General features: G+C 41.1%; 11 protein-coding genes, 6 tRNA genes and 3 rRNA genes. 18 read left to right on the forward strand and 2 right to left on the reverse strand.

From position 1 onward, the window contains the following. The first annotated feature begins 1 nt into the window (after position 1). The 10 genes from AC3B5B_RS05600 (at position 2) to AC3B5B_RS05645 (ending at position 9,840) form a co-directional block, all read left to right on the forward strand. A complete protein-coding gene (locus AC3B5B_RS05600) occupies positions 2–781 on the forward strand; it encodes a WxL domain-containing protein (RefSeq protein ID WP_489769565.1) in 780 nt (259 codons plus the stop codon). 259 nt (positions 782–1,040) lie between these two features. Beyond that, positions 1,041–2,633 (forward strand): helix-turn-helix domain-containing protein, encoded by a 1,593-nt coding sequence (locus AC3B5B_RS05605; RefSeq protein WP_489758192.1) that lies wholly within the window; start codon positions 1,041–1,043, stop codon positions 2,631–2,633. 270 nt (positions 2,634–2,903) lie between these two features. After that, the gene (gene serS, locus AC3B5B_RS05610) at positions 2,904–4,181 is read left to right on the forward strand and encodes a serine--tRNA ligase (protein WP_489769566.1); all 1,278 of its coding nucleotides are present in this window, start codon (positions 2,904–2,906) and stop codon (positions 4,179–4,181) included. Positions 4,182–4,601: 420 nt separating this feature from the next. Continuing rightward, positions 4,602–6,168: ribosomal RNA gene (locus AC3B5B_RS05615) — 16S ribosomal RNA — on the forward strand. Positions 6,169–6,264: 96 nt separating this feature from the next. Beyond that, a tRNA-Ile gene (locus AC3B5B_RS05620) sits at positions 6,265–6,338 on the forward strand. A gap of 11 nt (positions 6,339–6,349) precedes the next feature. Continuing rightward, positions 6,350–6,422 (forward strand) — tRNA-Ala (locus AC3B5B_RS05625). 108 nt (positions 6,423–6,530) lie between these two features. Then, positions 6,531–9,447: ribosomal RNA gene (locus AC3B5B_RS05630) — 23S ribosomal RNA — on the forward strand. 73 nt (positions 9,448–9,520) lie between these two features. Next, positions 9,521–9,637 (forward strand): 5S ribosomal RNA (rrf, locus tag AC3B5B_RS05635). The 16S, 23S and 5S rRNA genes sit together here with 4 tRNA genes alongside, the layout of an rRNA operon. A gap of 9 nt (positions 9,638–9,646) precedes the next feature. Continuing rightward, positions 9,647–9,719 (forward strand) — tRNA-Asn (locus AC3B5B_RS05640). Between the two features lie 48 nt (positions 9,720–9,767). After that, positions 9,768–9,840, forward strand: a tRNA-Thr gene (locus tag AC3B5B_RS05645). Between the two features lie 72 nt (positions 9,841–9,912). On the opposite strand, the gene AC3B5B_RS05650 is transcribed toward AC3B5B_RS05645, so the two are convergent. Continuing rightward, on the reverse strand, positions 9,913–10,350 hold the full coding sequence (locus AC3B5B_RS05650; RefSeq protein WP_489769567.1) for a GNAT family N-acetyltransferase: 438 nt from the start codon (positions 10,348–10,350) through the stop codon (positions 9,913–9,915). Positions 10,351–10,519: 169 nt separating this feature from the next. On the opposite strand from AC3B5B_RS05650, the gene AC3B5B_RS05655 reads away from it, so the two are divergent. The 6 genes from AC3B5B_RS05655 (at position 10,520) to AC3B5B_RS05680 (ending at position 15,228) form a co-directional block, all read left to right on the forward strand. Beyond that, on the forward strand, positions 10,520–11,152 hold the full coding sequence (locus tag AC3B5B_RS05655; protein ID WP_489758195.1) for a DNA-3-methyladenine glycosylase: 633 nt from the start codon (positions 10,520–10,522) through the stop codon (positions 11,150–11,152). A 79-nt stretch (positions 11,153–11,231) separates the two neighbouring features. Beyond that, complete coding sequence (locus AC3B5B_RS05660; protein ID WP_489758196.1) at positions 11,232–12,692, forward strand: peptide MFS transporter; 1,461 nt, start codon at positions 11,232–11,234, stop codon at positions 12,690–12,692. 166 nt (positions 12,693–12,858) lie between these two features. Further along, a tRNA-Tyr gene (locus AC3B5B_RS05665) sits at positions 12,859–12,941 on the forward strand. Positions 12,942–12,946: 5 nt separating this feature from the next. Next, positions 12,947–13,018: transfer RNA gene (locus AC3B5B_RS05670), tRNA-Gln, on the forward strand. A gap of 61 nt (positions 13,019–13,079) precedes the next feature. Then, positions 13,080–13,781: a GntR family transcriptional regulator gene (locus tag AC3B5B_RS05675; RefSeq protein ID WP_489758197.1), complete on the forward strand. Its 702-nt coding sequence runs from the start codon at positions 13,080–13,082 to the stop codon at positions 13,779–13,781. Positions 13,782–13,800: 19 nt separating this feature from the next. Then, entirely contained in the window at positions 13,801–15,228 is a 1,428-nt protein-coding gene (locus AC3B5B_RS05680) for an O-antigen ligase family protein (RefSeq protein ID WP_489769568.1), read from the forward strand. Positions 15,229–15,397: 169 nt separating this feature from the next. Here the strand turns inward: AC3B5B_RS05680 and AC3B5B_RS05685 are convergent, their stop codons facing one another. Then, positions 15,398–16,111, reverse strand: coding sequence for a WecB/TagA/CpsF family glycosyltransferase (locus tag AC3B5B_RS05685; protein WP_489769569.1), 714 nt, complete (start codon positions 16,109–16,111; stop codon positions 15,398–15,400). A 79-nt stretch (positions 16,112–16,190) separates the two neighbouring features. On the opposite strand from AC3B5B_RS05685, the gene AC3B5B_RS05690 reads away from it, so the two are divergent. After that, positions 16,191–17,264: a glycosyltransferase family 4 protein gene (locus AC3B5B_RS05690; protein WP_489769570.1), complete on the forward strand. Its 1,074-nt coding sequence runs from the start codon at positions 16,191–16,193 to the stop codon at positions 17,262–17,264. A gap of 27 nt (positions 17,265–17,291) precedes the next feature. Further along, positions 17,292–18,110, forward strand: a complete 819-nt coding sequence (nadE, locus tag AC3B5B_RS05695) for an NAD(+) synthase (protein WP_489758201.1) — start codon at positions 17,292–17,294, stop codon at positions 18,108–18,110. Positions 18,111–18,112 lie beyond the last annotated feature (2 nt).

Below are 18,112 nucleotides of genomic sequence, written 5' to 3' on the forward strand. Positions count from 1 at the left end.
CTTGAAAGTAGCAAGATTTAATGTTTTATTAATAAGTTTAATTGTTGCCATCTTCATCTTTAGTACTCCCACTATGGCTGCGGATGATGCGAATGTCGTTAATCGACCGGCGGATGCTACTTCAGGCGCAGTAGAAGCCAACAGCTCAGCAAATGTTGGTTTTGCGCCAGGTAAGCTGGATTTACGAGTTCCTAATCCCGAGAATGTTGGTTTTCCAAATTTTGGTACGCAATATGTATTTGCTAAAAGCATCTGGAAATATCAACCAGTAATCCAAGCCGGACAAACCGAAGCTAAACCGATGCTAGATAATACGATTATTGTGACTGATACTCGGGGGGCTGAGAGTGGCGGTTGGAATTTGAGTGTTTCTTGCTCTAAATTTCATAATACCGACACGAGTGTTGCTCCTGATGAACAAGTGCAGCCCATTTCGTCGCTAGATTTTACTAGTGCTAAAATTGTACAAGCCAATGTAGATAGTGCCGATAATTTTTCCTTAGCGCAAAATTTTGATTCGAGCTCATCGGGAATTACTGGTTTGAATACTTTAACGGGTTCGCAGAATTATCCTTGGGTTTATCCGAGTGATGATATCAATGATCCTAATACGACAACTACTTTATTTACGGCACAAAAGGGGACCGGTTTAGGTTATTGGGGCTTATTCTTAACAGGAGCGCAGTTAGTAACTCCAAGTCAGAATGGGCAAGTTGCTGGTAATTTTAAGGCAACGTTAACTTGGACACTCAATGGTGGTAATCCTACGACACAAGCGTAAACTTCTCGTGTTAATTTAACTTAATAAATGAAAAAGGACATGTTTCATGTCCCTTTTTTGTATAGAACATTTTTTATAAAAATCTGTTTTAAATTATTTTTTATTGATTGTTTTTAGTAATAATAGTTGAAATCTGTGTTATCTTGGATTACATTAAAATTGGTTGTACATTATAATATTTATTATATAATGATTATTATTTGTTAATTTTAAATGCTTAAATCTTAAGTAATGAAATTAATTAATGGGGGGTATCACATTGGAAAAAGAACAAGACTTATTTTTGTCAGTTTCTGATATGGAGAAGTTACGCTTGTTTGAGCGGGTCAGACAATTAAAGATTATGGAGATTTCTTATCGCGATGATCTCAAAGCTCATCAAAGTCTAGATTTTGATATTAAAGATATTAATTTTCGCCAAGCAGCTGCACAAATGAATAAAAGTTACGGCAGTATCTATAATACTTACGATGGTATTATTCAAGATATGAAGGAATTATTGGGGAAAGATGATCCAACAATCGAAGAAATTTTTTCTGTTGACAATGATCAGTATCACTTTTTTTTAGTTTCCCATTCGGATGCTTACAACTTTATGATGGCGATTTTGGAAGATACTTGTCAGTCATTTGATGATTTTTATCAAGAGTGTGGCAATAGTAAAGCAACTGCTTTGCGCCATTTAAAACCGATGCGTTTATTTTTGAAAACTTTTAACGTACGAATTACTTATGAAAAGATGCGCTTTGTCGGGGAAGAAACAGATGTTAGATTAGCAATATCCGCGATGTTTTGGGAAGCAACACGGGGATTTGCTTGGCCTTTTAAGACTATTTCTGAGGAAGAAAGCGAGTGGCTCGTCAATCAAGGCTTGGAGGCTTTTCAAGTAGTAGCGCAACCGAATCCGATGACTTTTCGGGTTTATCAAATTTATGCCACTGTCAATTGCTTACGGATTTATCATGGCCATTTTGTGGAACGCAATGCGAAAATCGACTGGGTACGTTATCCAAATCTGAATGTTTATGAAAGCTTCATGACCGAAGATAGTTATGAACGATTTGCGGACAGTGACTTTGCTAAGATCATTCAGTATTATCGAGATTTGACGCCTGCCCGTTTAATGAATGAATCTTATAATATGTATAATTTGGTTAACTGTTCATTATCCATTGTTCCTTGTGGCAATGAAAAAGCCGATGAAATTCTTGACCATATTCAAGAGTATGATACTAAGATTTACGACTTTGTGGGGGCATTCTTACAATCGATGCCTTATAATATTCAGCGACAATTTAATTTATCCGATGAAATTGTTAAGCTCTATCGCATTGCCTTGATGCGGGTCTTAATCGGGGGCTTGGCGTTTGGTAATAGCTATTACCAAATGGTAGAAGTCTACACGGGAGAAAAATCAGGGCTATCCAGTATTGATTTGCCAGAGTTTAAGAAGACCATTCGGAATATTTTGCAGCATTTATTTGAGCAAAATGAATTTCAAGATTTTCAAGATAAAGTTAATTTGCTGACCAATGCGGTTTACAAGATTTTGCTTCGAGTCGTGGTCATGTTTTCTGATCATTTTGCAGTTCAAGTCTACCTCAGTATTGAAGAAAATCAGTTGTACCGTTTTGATATGGTAGAAACAATTGATAGTTTGCCTTACGTGCAATTAGTTCAAGATCCTAATGATGCAGATTTGATTGTGACGACTTCGAGTCATTATACGTTAGATCCTACACAACATGACATTTATATCTTTAAGTGGGAACATGATGCTAATAGTGCCCAATATGGCCAGTTGATAAGTTTAATTCGGGATATTTGGACGGAGAAAAAGATTTCCAAATAAAACTTGCCTTTTAATGTTAGTTATATTACTATCAACCTAGATAACGTAGATATCTTACCGACTTTACAGAGAGCTAGTGCAGTGCTGAGAGTTAGCAGTTGGTGTTCCAATATCGTTTCAAACGGATAATGAATAAATTATACGGTCAGCCCCGTTATAGCTGTTAGAGCGTAGTGTGAAACACTAAAATTGGGTGGTACCGCGATGAAGAGTTGATTCGTCCCTTTAATGGGGATGAAGACAACTCTTTTTTATTTAAAGGAGGAAATTATGTTAGATTTAAAAGTGATTCGCAATAATCCTGATTGGGCGAAAAAAAAGTTAGCTGAGAGAAATATTGCAGGGGAAGAGATTGATCATTTACTAGACTTAGATGTTAAGCGTCGCCAAGTGATGGCGCAAACTGAAGATTTGAAAGCTAAGCGCAACGAAGTTTCGAAGCAAATTGCTCAAACTAAGCGACAAAAGCAAGATGCTACTGCCGCGATTGCTGCCATGAAAGAAGTTGGCGCGCAAATTAAAGATTTGGATGAGCAATTAGCAAAGCTTAATGACCAAACGGATTATATTTTAGTCCGCTTGCCCAACTTTCCCGATGATTCAGTGCCTGTTGGCAAAGATGAGTCTGCCAATGTGGAAGTTCGTAAGTGGGGCGAAATTCCGCACTTTGACTTTGAAGCCCAAGCTCATTGGGATATTGGTGAACAATTGGGGATTTTGGATTTTGAACGGGCTGCGAAAGTTTCAGGTAGCCGCTTTGTCTATTATTTAGGTGCCGGTGCGCAATTAGAACGGGCGTTATACAACTTTATGTTAGATGAGCATCAAAAAGATGGTTATACAGAAGTTATTCCACCTTATTTGGTCAATAGTGATTCCATGTTTGGTACTAGTCAGTTTCCTAAGTTTAAAGAAGACGTTTATACCATTGTTGATGAAGAACGGCCATTGACTTTAATTCCTACTGCTGAAGTTCCCCTAACTAACTATTATCGTGGCGAAATTTTGAGTGAAGACCAATTACCAACTTATCTTACGGCTTTGACACCATGTTTTCGTTCTGAAGCCGGTTCTGCTGGCCGTGATACCCGCGGTTTGATTCGCATGCACCAATTTAACAAGGTGGAAATGGTTAAATATGTTAAGCCGGAAGATTCTTGGGATGAATTAGAAAAATTAACCGCAAATGCGGAAAATATTTTACAGAAGTTGGAATTACCATATCATGTCATTACTTTGTCCAGTGGTGATGCTAGTTTTAGTTCTGCAAAGACGTATGATTTAGAAGTTTGGATGCCCCAGCAAAATATGTATCGGGAAATTTCGAGTTGTTCTAATTGTACAGATTTTCAAGCACGGCGCTCACAAATTCGTTATCGTGATAAAAATGGTAAGTTACAATTTGTTCACACCTTAAATGGTTCCGGACTTGCAGTTGGTCGAGCAGTGGCGGCCATTTTAGAAAATTATCAAAATGCTGACGGTAGTGTCGATATTCCTAAAGTTTTAGTTCCATATATGAATGGTAAAACTAAAATTACTAAGTAATATGTAGGCAATTGAATCCTAAGAGAAGATGAAATATCTTTTTTTAGGATTTTTTTATATCGTAAAAAAGCAGTCATACCAAGGAATAGAGCAATATGTAGCAAAAAAGAATAAAAAAAGATGGGCAAAGGGGTTGCAAAAGGGTAAAAAAGTTGATAATATATTTTCTGTTGTCAATGAGTCATGCGCGTCACTGTTAAGCAAATAAAAAAAACAGTTGACAAGCTCATGATAAGATGATAAACTAAATAAGCCGCTTAATCAAGTGGTAATCAACAAAAAGTTAAGTAGATCTTTGAAAACTGAACAAAGTTTCTTTAAAAGCCAAGTGCTGGGTTCTTGAAAAAGAACCTGTCAATTTAAAAGTAATAAAGAAGACAAAGAACGTTAGAGTTCTAAGTCTGAGTCAACAAACTAACAAAAAATGAGAGTTTGATCCTGGCTCAGGACGAACGCTGGCGGCGTGCCTAATACATGCAAGTCGAGCGAGCAGAAGTAACGGAATACCTTCGGGTAGGAAGATATGGACGCGAGCGGCGGATGGGTGAGTAACACGTAGGTAACCTGCCCTTTAGCGGGGGATAACAATTGGAAACAGTTGCTAATACCGCATAAAGTGCTTAATCACATGATTAAGGAATGAAAGACGGTTTCGGCTGTCACTAAAGGATGGACCTGCGGCGTATTAGCTAGTTGGTGAGGTAAAGGCCCACCAAGGCGATGATACGTAGCCGACCTGAGAGGGTAATCGGCCACATTGGGACTGAGACACGGCCCAAACTCCTACGGGAGGCAGCAGTAGGGAATCTTCCACAATGGACGAAAGTCTGATGGAGCAACGCCGCGTGGATGAAGAAGGTTTTCGGATCGTAAAATCCTGTTGTTGAAGAAGAACGTGCTTGAGAGTAACTGCTCAAGTAGTGACGGTATTCAACCAGAAAGTCACGGCTAACTACGTGCCAGCAGCCGCGGTAATACGTAGGTGGCAAGCGTTGTCCGGATTTATTGGGCGTAAAGGGAGCGCAGGCGGTTTGAAAAGTCTGAATGTGAAAGCCCTCAGCTTAACTGAGGAAGTGCATCGGAAACTGTCAAACTTGAGTGCAGAAGAGGAGAGTGGAACTCCATGTGTAGCGGTGAAATGCGTAGATATATGGAAGAACACCAGTGGCGAAGGCGGCTCTCTGGTCTGTAACTGACGCTGAGGCTCGAAAGCATGGGTAGCGAACAGGATTAGATACCCTGGTAGTCCATGCCGTAAACGATGAGTGCTAAGTGTTGGGAGGTTTCCGCCTCTCAGTGCTGCAGCTAACGCATTAAGCACTCCGCCTGGGGAGTACGACCGCAAGGTTGAAACTCAAAGGAATTGACGGGGGCCCGCACAAGCGGTGGAGCATGTGGTTTAATTCGAAGCAACGCGAAGAACCTTACCAGGTCTTGACATCTCCTGAAAGCTGTAGAGATACAGGGTTCCCTTCGGGGACAGGAAGACAGGTGGTGCATGGTTGTCGTCAGCTCGTGTCGTGAGATGTTGGGTTAAGTCCCGCAACGAGCGCAACCCTTGTTACTAGTTGCCAGCATTAAGTTGGGCACTCTAGTGAGACTGCCGGTGACAAACCGGAGGAAGGTGGGGACGACGTCAAATCATCATGCCCCTTATGACCTGGGCTACACACGTGCTACAATGGATGGTACAACGAGAAGCGAACTCGTGAGGGCAAGCAGAACTCTAAAAACCATTCTCAGTTCGGATTGCAGGCTGCAACTCGCCTGTATGAAGTTGGAATCGCTAGTAATCGTGGATCAGCATGCCACGGTGAATACGTTCTCGGGCCTTGTACACACCGCCCGTCACACCATGAGAGTTTGTAATACCCAAAGCCGGTGGGGTAACCCTTCGGGGAGCTAGCCGTCTAAGGTAGGACAAATGATTAGGGTGAAGTCGTAACAAGGTAGCCGTAGGAGAACCTGCGGCTGGATCACCTCCTTTCTAAGGAAAAATAAACGGAAAGCAGTTGGCAAGAAACTTTGTTTAGTTTTGAGAGGTCTACTCTCAGGGCACCAAGAGACAAGCGCGAAAGAAATCGGGCCTATAGCTCAGCTGGTTAGAGCGCACGCCTGATAAGCGTGAGGTCGATGGTTCAAGTCCATTTAGGCCCATAGAATAGTACGGGGGTTTAGCTCAGCTGGGAGAGCACCTGCTTTGCAAGCAGGAGGTCATCGGTTCGATCCCGTTAACCTCCATTGACAGGAAACTGTCAAGGACATTAGTACTTTGAAAACTGAATATTATGAGAAGAAAGACACCGAGAATCGAGAGATTCGAAGAAAGTAAGAAACAGTAGTAATTAAGGTTAAGATAATAAGGGCGCACGGTGGATGCCTAGGTACTAGGAGCCGAAGAAGGACGCAACGAACAGCGAAATGCTCCGGGGAGTTGTAAGTAAACGAAGATCCGGAGATATCCGAATGGGGGAACCCGGCTAAGGTAAAACTTAGTCACACTGCGACGAAAGTTGTAAGTGAGGAAGACGTGGTGAACTGAAACATCTAAGTAGCCATAGGAAGAGAAAGAAAAATCGATTTCCTGAGTAGCGGCGAGCGAAACGGAAAGAGCCCAAACCAGAGAGCATGCTCTTTGGGGTTGTAGGACTGGGACGTGAGATAGTCGAAGATAGCTGAATCAGTTGGGAAGCTGAACCAGAGATAGTGATAGTCTAGTAGGCGAAATCAGAGACACTCTACCAGTATCCTGAGTACGGCGGGGCACGTGAAACCCCGTCGGAAGCAGGGAGGACCATCTCCCAAGGCTAAATACTCCCTAGTGACCGATAGAGAACAAGTACCGTGAGGGAAAGGTGAAAAGCACCCCGGAAGGGGAGTGAAATAGATCCTGAAACCGTGTGCCTACAAGTAGTCAGAGCTCGTTAAAGAGTGATGGCGTGCCTTTTGTAGAATGAACCGGCGAGTTACGATTGCGTGCGAGGTTAAGTTGAGAAGACGGAGCCGCAGCGAAAGCGAGTCTGAATAGGGCGAAAGAGAGTACGTAGTCGTAGACCCGAAACCAAGTGACCTACCCATGTCCAGGTTGAAGGTGCGGTAAAACGCACTGGAGGACCGAACCCACGTAAGTTGAAAATTGCGGGGATGAGGTGTGGGTAGCGGTGAAATTCCAAACGAACTTGGAGATAGCTGGTTCTCTCCGAAATAGCTTTAGGGCTAGCCTCGGAGAAGAGGATCTTGGAGGTAGAGCACTGTTTGGACTAGGGGCCCAACATGGGTTACTGAATTCAGATAAACTCCGAATGCCAAAGATCTTTCTCCGGGAGTCAGACGGTGAGTGATAAGATCCATCGTCGAAAGGGGAACAGCCCAGATCACCAGTTAAGGTCCCAAAATCCATACTAAGTGGAAAAGGAAGTGGAACTGCACAGACAACTAGGATGTTGGCTTAGAAGCAGCAACTCATTTAAAGAGTGCGTAATAGCTCACTAGTCGAGTGGTTCTGCGCCGAAAATGTACCGGGGCTAAGTATGGTACCGAAACTGTGGATGTGCATCGAAAGATGTACGTGGTAGGAGAGCGTTGTAAGCACGAAGAAGCCAGATCGAGAGGACTGGTGGAGAGCTTAGAAGTGAGAATGCCGGTATGAGTAGCGAAAGACCAGTGAGAATCTGGTCCACCGGATGACTAAGGTTTCCTGGGGAAGGCTCGTCCGCCCAGGGTTAGTCGGGACCTAAGATGAGGCCGAGAGGCGTAATCGATGGAAAACAGGTTGAGATTCCTGTACTGTTCAGTGTTGTTTGAACGATGGAGGGACGCAGGAGATGAATTGTGAGCATGCAGCTGGAAAAGCATGTCTAAGCAGCGAGTCTGGATATGAGTCAAATGCTTATAACCGCGAAGGATGAGTTGTGATAGGGAGCGAAATTAAAGTAGCGAAGCACAATAGTCACACTGCCGAGAAAAGCTTCTAGTGAGACACTGAATACCCGTACCGCAAACCGACACAGGTAGTCAAGGAGAGAATCCTAAGGTGAGCGAGAGAACTATCGTTAAGGAACTCGGCAAAATAGCCCCGTAACTTTGGAAGAAGGGGTGCTGGTGTAAGAGCCAGCCGCAGTGAAAAGGCCCAAACAACTGTTTATCAAAAACACAGGTCTCTGCAAAATCGTAAGATGACGTATAGGGGCTGACGCCTGCCCGGTGCTGGAAGGTTAAGAGGATGAGTTAGACTTCGGTCGAAGCCCAGAATTGAAGCCCCAGTAAACGGCGGCCGTAACTATAACGGTCCTAAGGTAGCGAAATTCCTTGTCGGGTAAGTTCCGACCCGCACGAAAGGCGTAATGATTTGGGCACTGTCTCAACGATAGACTCGGTGAAATTATAATACCCGTGAAGATGCAGGTTACCCGCGACAGGACGGAAAGACCCCATGGAGCTTTACTGTAGCTTGATATTGAGTTTTTGTGTAACATGTACAGGATAGGTAGGAGCCGTAGAGATCGGTACGCTAGTATCGAAGGAGGCGCTGGTGGGATACTACCCTTGTTATATGAAAGCTCTAACCCGCGCCGTTGAAGCACGGCGGGAGACAGTGTCAGGTGGGCAGTTTGACTGGGGCGGTCGCCTCCTAAACAGTAACGGAGGCGCCCAAAGGTTCCCTCAGAATGGTTGGAAATCATTCGTAGAGTGTAAAGGTAGAAGGGAGCTTGACTGCGAGACAGACAAGTCGAGCAGGGACGAAAGTCGGGCTTAATGATCCGGTGGCACCGTATGGAAGGGCCATCGCTCAACGGACAAAAGCTACCCTGGGGATAACAGGCTTATCTCCCCCAAGAGTTCACATCGACGGGGAGGTTTGGCACCTCGATGTCGGCTCATCGCATCCTGGGGCTGTAGTCGGTCCCAAGGGTTGGGCTGTTCGCCCATTAAAGCGGTACGCGAGCTGGGTTCAGAACGTCGTGAGACAGTTCGGTCCCTATCCGTCGCGGGCGTAGGAAATTTGAGAGGATCTGTCCTTAGTACGAGAGGACCGGGATGGACATACCACTGGTGTACCAGTTGTCTTGCCAAAGGCATAGCTGGGTAGCTAAGTATGGAAGGGATAAACGCTGAAAGCATCTAAGTGTGAAACCCACCTCAAGATGAGATTTCCCATTCAGTAATGAAGTAAGACCCCTCAAAGAAGATGAGGTAGATAGGTTGCGAGTGGAAGTGTAGTGATACATGGAGCTGAGCAATACTAATCGGTCGAGGGCTTAACCAAGGGTGTCGAGTAAGAACATAATATTCAGTTTTGAGAGGACTAAGGTTCTTTCAGAAGGTAAGAAGAGAGCAAGTGTGGTGGCGATAGCGAGGAGGAAACACCTGGAATCATGCCGAACACAGAAGTTAAGCTTCTCAGCGCCGAAAGTAGTTGGTGGGAAACTACCTGCGAGGATAGGTCGTTGCCATGCTGCTCTTATTCCGGTTTAGCTCAGTTGGTAGAGCATCTGACTGTTAATCAGGGTGTCGTCAGTTCGAGTCTGACAACCGGAGTTATAGTCGGATGTTTAACCGGCTTTTTTTATTAGTTTCGAATTGTTCGCCAGCTTAGCTCAGTTGGTAGAGCATCGGTATCGTAAACCGAGGGTCACAGGTTCGAATCCTGCAGCTGGCAGTATTATTATAAACAAAATAAAAAACGTTATATTAAGTTATAGCGTTTTTTATTTTGTCCATATTTATTTGATTAAACAGCTTTAACCATTTTATGGTGTTTGATACCAGCATCTAAAAATTGATTGCCTTCGACCTGATATCCTAAATTAGTATAAAAATTTTGAGCTTGATCTTGCGCATTTAAGACGAGAGTTTTAATTCCTTGCGTTTGAGCGTGTTGTTCAATCATCTGCATTATTTGACTGGCAAATCCTTGATGCCGAAAATTTTGGCGAACAGCAACTCGTTGAATATGCCATTGGGTTGGCGTTTCTTTTAAAACGCGCGCTGTGGCAATTGGCTGGTCGTTATGTTCATCGTAACCTACATAATATTGACAATTTGCTTCATCCTGATCAATTTCTAGATCAGCCGGAACATGTTGTTCTTGAATAAAAACTGTTTTTCTTAAAACTAAACTATCTTGATAAATTTGATCGTTTAAATCGTCCGTGAATTTGATAATCATTTTTTCTTCCTTTCTTAACGCAAATTAGTTGACGAATTTGTTTTTTTAGCTCAATAATTTAATTGGATATTAAATTGCAAGACTTAATAATATTAGTTCTGTTTAACCATCGTGAAAATAGAGCTAATGTTTTTAATTTTACCATAAAGTATTTAGAAAGGAGGTTCTTATGAGTTCAATTACAGCATTTTTAACCAGTCAATCAACGATTCAATTAGCCCAAGATTTGTTAGGACACGAATTACAGTATCACTCTGCCTATGGTTTAACTGCTGGTTTGATTGTTGAGACAGAAGCATATTTAGGTACGCCGGATTCTGCTTCACATGCATATCGTGGTCATCATTCTCGCGCTAATCAAGCACTTTATCAAGATCCAGGGACCATTTATATTCATTCACAGCGCGGACATTACTTATTGGACATTGTTGTTCAAATGTCAGGACAGCCAGAAAGTATTTTGATTCGGGCTCTGCAACCGACTAAGGGGTTAACTATTATGCGAGAACTACGGCAACAGACAACGACGACTAATTTAACGAATGGACCTGCTAAGTTGACTCAAGCGTTAGGAATTACGTCGCGTGATTTAAACCAAACCCCCTTGAGTTTCAAGACGCTGAGTTTAAGTGATCAACGAATTAAAACACCTAAAATTATTAAAACTTCTGCGCGGATTAATGTTAGTCAACGTGGTAATTGGGCACAAAAACCTTTACGTTTTTTTGTTGCAGGTAACCCTTATGTTTCTAATTGTCGCAAAAAAGATTGTTTATTTACTAGTTTGGGCTGGAATCGCTAAATTGGGCATTGTTTTTTGACATTATCTATTAGAAAGATTAAAATGTTAGGGCATTGTTTAATATTTAGGGAGAATATTTATGGATACAAAAAAGGAAAAGACGTTCTTTGGTCAGCCTATGGGGTTAAAGACCCTATTTATGACTGAATTTTGGGAACGATTTAGTTATTATGGCATGCGGGCAATTCTGTTGTACTACATGTACTATGCGATCAAGCTCGGTGGCTTAGGCTTTAAGCAAGAAACTGCTGCGTCCATTATGTCTATTTACGGGTCATTGGTTTATATGACCAGTGTTTTAGGAGGTTATATCAGTGATCGTATTTTAGGTAGTCGGCGAACCGTCTTTTGGGGCGGGGTTTTGATCATGTTTGGTCATATCTTCTTATCATTGCCGTTAGGTTCTACCACGTTATACTTGTCGATTTTGTTCATTACAATTGGTACTGGTTTGTTAAAACCCAATGTTTCGGACATGGTCGGTGATTTATATAGTGCTGAGGATAACCGCCGTGATGCTGGATTTAGTATTTTTGTCATGGGAATTAACTTAGGTTCCTTAATTGCGCCCGCAGTGGTTAGTCAAGCTTGGAAGAGTTTTAACTTCCATGTTGGCTTTTCACTAGCGGCGATCGGGATGTTCTTTGGTTTAATCACGTATTATATTCAAGGAAAGAAATATTTACCAGCAGAAACGTTGAAACCCACTGATCCTATTACTGATGCTGAAAAAAGTAAACTTTATAAAAAGGTCATTGTCTTTGTCATAGCAATTGTCGTTATTGTTTTATTAATGATGGTCATGAAGTTAGCTAGTTTACAGAACTTTATTAGTTTAATCAGTATTTTTGGCATTATTTTACCAATTGCATACTTTATTATTATTTTAAGTAGTAAAAAGGTGACTAAGATTGAAAAATCGCGCGTTTATGCTTATATTGGCTTATTTATCGCTGCGGTAATCTTCTGGGCCATTGAAGAGCAAGGTTCTTCTATTTTGGGCTTATTTGTTGCTAATAATACGCAATTGCATTTGGGGAGCTTTGAATTGAATCCAAGCTGGTTCCAAATGTTAAATCCATTCTTTATTATTATTTATACACCATTATTTGCTTCTCTTTGGACTAAGCTAGGTAAAAAGCAGCCTTCGTCACCGACTAAGTTCTGGTTAGGCTTAGTCTTTACCGGTATTTCCTATTTAGTTTTGGTTTTACCGTTAATGGGCGGTTCACACGGCAAAGTTAACCCATTATGGTTAGTTTTGAGCTGGGGCATTGTAGAAATTGGTGAAATGTTAATCTCACCAATTGGTCTTTCAGTTACGACTAAATTGGCGCCCAAAGCTTTCTCATCCGAAATGATGAGTATGTGGTTCTTGGCAGATGCTGCGGGACAAGCTATTAATTCCCAATTAGTTAGATTTTATCCACACCACGAAATGGCTTACTTTGGTGTAACGGGGTTAGTAGCAATTGCCTTTGCTATTCTCTTGATTTTCTTTACACCAAAAATCAAAAAATTAATGTCCGGAATCAATTAATAAAAGTTCACCTTTTGGTGAACTTTTTTCGTTTTTTGAAAGAATTATTGGTATAATATTCGTGGAATGTTTCGGAAGTTATCAATAGAAAAATAAAAAATTTGTTATAACCTCTTGCAAAATGGAACAAAATTGGTTATTATATTTAATGTCCTATTGATATGTTGGAAGGGTAGCGAAGTCTGGCTAAACGCGGCGGACTGTAAATCCGCTCCTTCGGGTTCGGTGGTTCGAATCCACTCCCTTCCATTGATTGGGTTATAGCCAAGTGGTAAGGCAATGGACTTTGACTCCATTATGCGCTGGTTCGAATCCAGCTAACCCAATAATTGACTGAAACGTTGGTTTCAGTCTTTTTTTATTTTTAATTTGAGGGGGGTAATCTCCGTGTCCGAAGTACCAATTTATGTTCAAATTCATAACCAAATGAAATCCGAGATTGCCCAAGGAAAGTGGCAAGTAGGCCAAAGAATTCCGTCAGAGCGCTGGTTAGCACAACATTTTGCTGTGAGTCGCATGACCGCACGGCAAGCTATTCAGACCTTGGTTGATGAAGGAATCTTGTCACGTAAGGTTGGTTCTGGGACTTATGTTGCTAGCCAAAAAGTTCAAGAAAAAATGTCCGGAACGACTAGTTTTACAGATATTATGAAATCACAGGGCAAAAAGCCGGCTAGTCGCGTCGTCTCCTATCATCTTGCCGAACCGACGCTCAGTGAGAAAGAGCATTTACAATTAGCCGATAAAATTGATGTTTTACGAATGGAACGCATTCGCTTAGCCGATGGCGTGCCCATTTGTTTTGAAATCACTACTGTACCGTGGAATCTCGTTCGGGATTTAAGTCAACAGCAAATTACACAATCGCTGTATCACGCTTTAGAGCAAAAGGGCTTAAAGCTTGGACATGCTCAACAGAATGTGTCAGCAATGTTAGCCTCAGAAAAAGTAGCTGAGCTTTTAAAGGTCAAGCGGGGTGCTCCTGTGCTAAGATTACGGCAGGTTACCTTCTTAGATGATGAGCAACCGTTTGAATATGTTCGTTCACAGTATGTGGGTGAGCGCTTTGAGTTTTATTTAGAAAGATAAAAGATAATGGAGAATTATTGTGAAATCTAGTTCAATTCAACGTTTTAGTTGGTATTTAATGATTTATTTTTTAATACAACCAATTTTGGATGTGATTACCGGTTGGCAAATGAAAGTATTGCCTAACTTTAGTTTGACACTGGGCGTAGCGATTCGTGCAATTATGCTAGTTTTAATTGTTGGCTTTATTTTAAAAGTTGCGCACCAGCGTGATGATTGGCTGGATCGTTATGTGCCGTGGTTCTTAGGACTATTATTAGTATTAGTTGTGATTAATTTGGTGGTTAATTATTTCAATAAGCCCGCTTTTTCGTGGTTTACAGAAATTTCGGCGTGTTTTAAAAGTCTGCATTACTTAATTATTATTTTGGGCATGTACTACGCGTTTAAGAATTTATCAGCACAGCAATTAAAGCGTTCGGTGCCGGTTTTTGTTTATTGGGCACAAATGATGATTAACGTGGTCATGATTGTAGCAGTTATGACCAAGACGGCTTTTCATACCTATCCCCAGGGAAAACTAGGAACGAGTGGTTGGTTTAATGCTGGCAATGAGTTAAGTGCAATTTTGGCAATTGCCTTTCCGATTGTTTTGCTATATGCGCTAGAAAAATCTCAGCAGCAGCATAATTATTGGTACTTTGGCGGCGTGATTCTATCCGTCAATTCTATTACAATGCTCGGAACGAAAAGCTGTTTCTATGGGATGATTTTAGCGCTCATTTCGGCCTTCTGTTTGCAGTTAATACGAATCTTTGTGACGCATGAAAAAAAAGCTGCCAATATCATTAATACGGTTCTAATTGCCGTTTTATTGGGGGGAGTTTTAGCAATTTATCCGCATTCACCAGTTCATGATAATAGTGTGATTCAAAATCGAATTATTCGCGAAAATCAACAAAATAAAAAGAAAATGTTGTCTGATAAAAAGCACAGAAAGCATATGGATCATTACGAGCGTTTCTTATTGCAAAATAAGGAATTAAGTAATCCGCTACTAGCGAAGTTATTAAGCGGCCGGACCAATTATTATCGCCTAAATAGTTATGAATATAAAAAATCTGCCTTGGCCCAAAAATTATTTGGGATGGGCTACGGGGGTAATTATCGTAAGCATCCGCGAACTGTGGAGATGGATTGGTTAGACTTCTTCTTCCAATTTGGAATTATTGGTTTTGTGATTACCATTTTGCCGTTAGTCGGCATTATCTTCTATTTATTGTTTGAATTCTGCCGTTACTTTTTCCAACCAAAAATTCAAACCAATTTATTATATTTTGTGGCCTTTGGCTTGGGAATTTTTATGTCAATCTTTTCAGGGCATGTTCTCAATGCGCCCGGAGTTAGCATGTATTTTGGTTGGGTCACAGCATACTTGTTGTTTGTCTTACAAAAACCCAAACCACAACATCTAGCTTCTCGAAAAACTAAAGTTATGTTTCCTTAAAGCTAAAACTTTTTCTAAGTAATCAAAAATTCCGTTCTTAAAAATTAATTTAGGAACGGAATTTTTTTGCGTCGTTGGCGTAATTTGAAAGGTAATGATGCTGTTACAAAAATTAAAAAGATATTATTAGGACACTATTAAGTGCGGAACTACTCAGAGATTTTCAGGGCTAATGTTGTTGCTTAACTAATTTTAAAAAGCGCGGTAAAGCTAAGAAACGTTTAAAACGACTAGGATGGCTTAATAAGCGATAGAGCCATTCTAAGTGCCAGTTTTGAATTAATTGCGGGGCGCGTTTGACCGTTCCAGATAAGACGTCAAAACTGCCTCCCACGCCAATCCAAATTGCAGGCGTCAGTTGGCGGTGGCGATAAATAAATTCTTCCTGTTTGGGAAACCCTAAAGCGACAGCCACGATATCAGGCTTAGTTTGTTTTATTTCTTGGACAATGGGTTGTTCATCTTGAAAATACCCGTCATGTGATCCGACAAGTTTTAGTTGGGGATATTTTTGGTGAATATTTTGGACGGTTTTAGTAATAATTTCGGGTTTAGCACCTAATAAATATACTTTTAGGCTACACTTATTGGCAATTTCTAGTAAACTAGTAAGTGTATCAAAGCCAGTAATTCGTTCGGAGAGTGGTTGATGCATCATTTGTCCTGCTTTAATAATCCCGATACCATCAGGAGTGATGTAGTCGGCTGTTTGAATTAATTTGCGATATTCTGGATGATCGTAAGCATAAACTGCAATCTCAGGGTTAGCAGTAACAATAAAGGTATTTTGATGATTAGTGATACGTTGCTGGAGTAACTTTATAAAATTTTGATTAGTAGTACTAATAAAAGGCAAATCTAAGATTTTAATTTGTTTTGGCAATTTTTCTAAACTCCTTTTTTAATACCTTTAGTTTACGATAACTAGATTTGTTTAACAATTTATTGTGAGGATTTAATTTATGAAAACTTTACACGTGAACGCCGGGAATGAAAATGGCGGCGGACGAACGATTATTATTAATATTTTACGGGGCTTGAATCAACGAGATATTGATTCGCAGCTCTTAGTTTTTGAACGGGGGCCAGTTTCTGATCTAGCAAATGAATGGCAAATTCCCACCACTATTATGAACCAAGATGGGCAATTGGATTTGCGGGTGCTCGGGCGTCTCAAGAAGTTCATTAATGATAATCAAATTGATATTGTGAATACGCATGGCCCCCGGGCTAATTTTTTAATGAGTTTGATCTATAAACATGTGCATGCGAAGTGGATCATTACGGTTCATAGTGATCCTTATGTGGATTTTGCTGACAATTTCAAGGGGAAGTTAATGACTTCTTTAAATTTACGGGCCTTGAAAAAAGCTGAGCTATTGATGCCAGTAACTGCTAAATTTAAGCCAATTTTAGAACAAGTGGGGATTGCCGCAGACAAAATCAAGCCGGTCTTTAATACAATGTATTTTCGCGAAAAAGCGCCCCAAACGACGCGACAAGATCCGTTTACGCTATTGAATGTTGCTCGTTTAGTGCCTGTAAAAAATCAACAATTACTCTTAAAAGTTTTAGCAGAGCTAGATTTCGACTGGCGCTTAAAGCTAGTGGGCGATGGAACTTCGCGGCCCCAATTGGAACACTTAGTACAAGAACTAGATTTGGAACAAAAAGTCGAGTTTATCGGCTTTCAAGACAAGACAGAGCGGTATTACCAAAACGCGGACTTATTTGTCCTACCATCATTATCAGAAGGCTTTCCGCTAGTTTTACTAGAAGCAGCTAATAATGGTTTACCTGTGGTTGCTAGTGATGCTGGTTCGGATGCGCAAGCTGTTCAACCGGGTCTGGGGTGGATTACCCCTATTAATGATTTTGAAAGCCTGAAACAGGCGTTAATTCAAGCTCATGACTTGTGGCAAAAAGATGAATTACGCGCTTTGGGCCAGAAATATTATGAATATTGTGCTGCCAATTTTTCTAACGAACGTTTGGCTCAAACAATCAGTGAAATTTATCAAACTGTGTTAAAGTAATTGTATTTGAGAAATGAGGTTTTAAGATTGCGTCCATTACAAAAAGAAATTATTGCTTTTGAAAAAGTTGCGCCCCAGATTGATCCTGAACAAGAAGTGCGGCGGAGTGTGGACTTTTTAAAGCATTTTTTACAAAAAAATCAATTAAAAACATTAGTGTTAGGAATTTCTGGTGGTCAAGATTCGACTTTAACAGGTCGCTTAGCCCAGTTAGCTGTTAGTGAATTACGAGCAGAACAACCCCAATCTAGTTACCAATTTATTGCCGTTCGTTTGCCTTATGGGCAACAAGCTGATGAATCAGATGCTTTACAGGCTTTAGACTTTATTCAACCGGACAAGACTTATCGGGTGGATATTAAGCCAGCGGTAGATGCAGTCGTGGCTAGTATCACACCTAATGGCTTAGCCATTAGTGATTTCAATAAGGGCAATATTAAAGCGCGCCAGCGGATGATTGTACAATATGCGATTGCTGGTGAAACTAAGGGCGTTGTAGTGGGAACCGATCACGCCGCGGAAAATATTACGGGTTTTTATACTAAATACGGTGATGGTGCCGCCGATGTTACGCCTTTATTTAGGTTAAATAAGCGCCAAGGCCGTCAATTATTGCAATACTTGCAAGCCCCGGCCAATTTATATACTAAAACCCCGACGGCTGATTTAGAGGATGGTCGGCCAGGCTTAGCTGATGAAGTTGCTTTGGGGGTAACGTATCAAGAGATTGATGATTATTTGGAAGGCAAAGAAGTCACAGCAGCAGCGGCCCAAAAGATTGAAAATTGGTATTTGAAGACTGCTCATAAGCGGCAGTTGCCGTATACAGTTTTTGATCAATTTTAAGG

Source organism: Bombilactobacillus sp. ESL1187 (assembly GCF_058107155.1).

What these genes read in the sequence shown, in the direction of transcription:
- serS (WP_489769566.1), top strand. Translation starts at nt 2,904, where the DNA reads ATGTTAGATTTAAAAGTGATTCGCAATAATCCTGATTGGGCGAAAAAA.
- AC3B5B_RS05650 (WP_489769567.1), bottom strand. Translation starts at nt 10,350, where the DNA reads ATGATTATCAAATTCACGGACGATTTAAACGATCAAATTTATCAAGAT.
- AC3B5B_RS05655 (WP_489758195.1), top strand. Translation starts at nt 10,520, where the DNA reads ATGAGTTCAATTACAGCATTTTTAACCAGTCAATCAACGATTCAATTA.
- AC3B5B_RS05660 (WP_489758196.1), top strand. Translation starts at nt 11,232, where the DNA reads ATGGATACAAAAAAGGAAAAGACGTTCTTTGGTCAGCCTATGGGGTTA.
- AC3B5B_RS05690 (WP_489769570.1), top strand. Translation starts at nt 16,191, where the DNA reads ATGAAAACTTTACACGTGAACGCCGGGAATGAAAATGGCGGCGGACGA.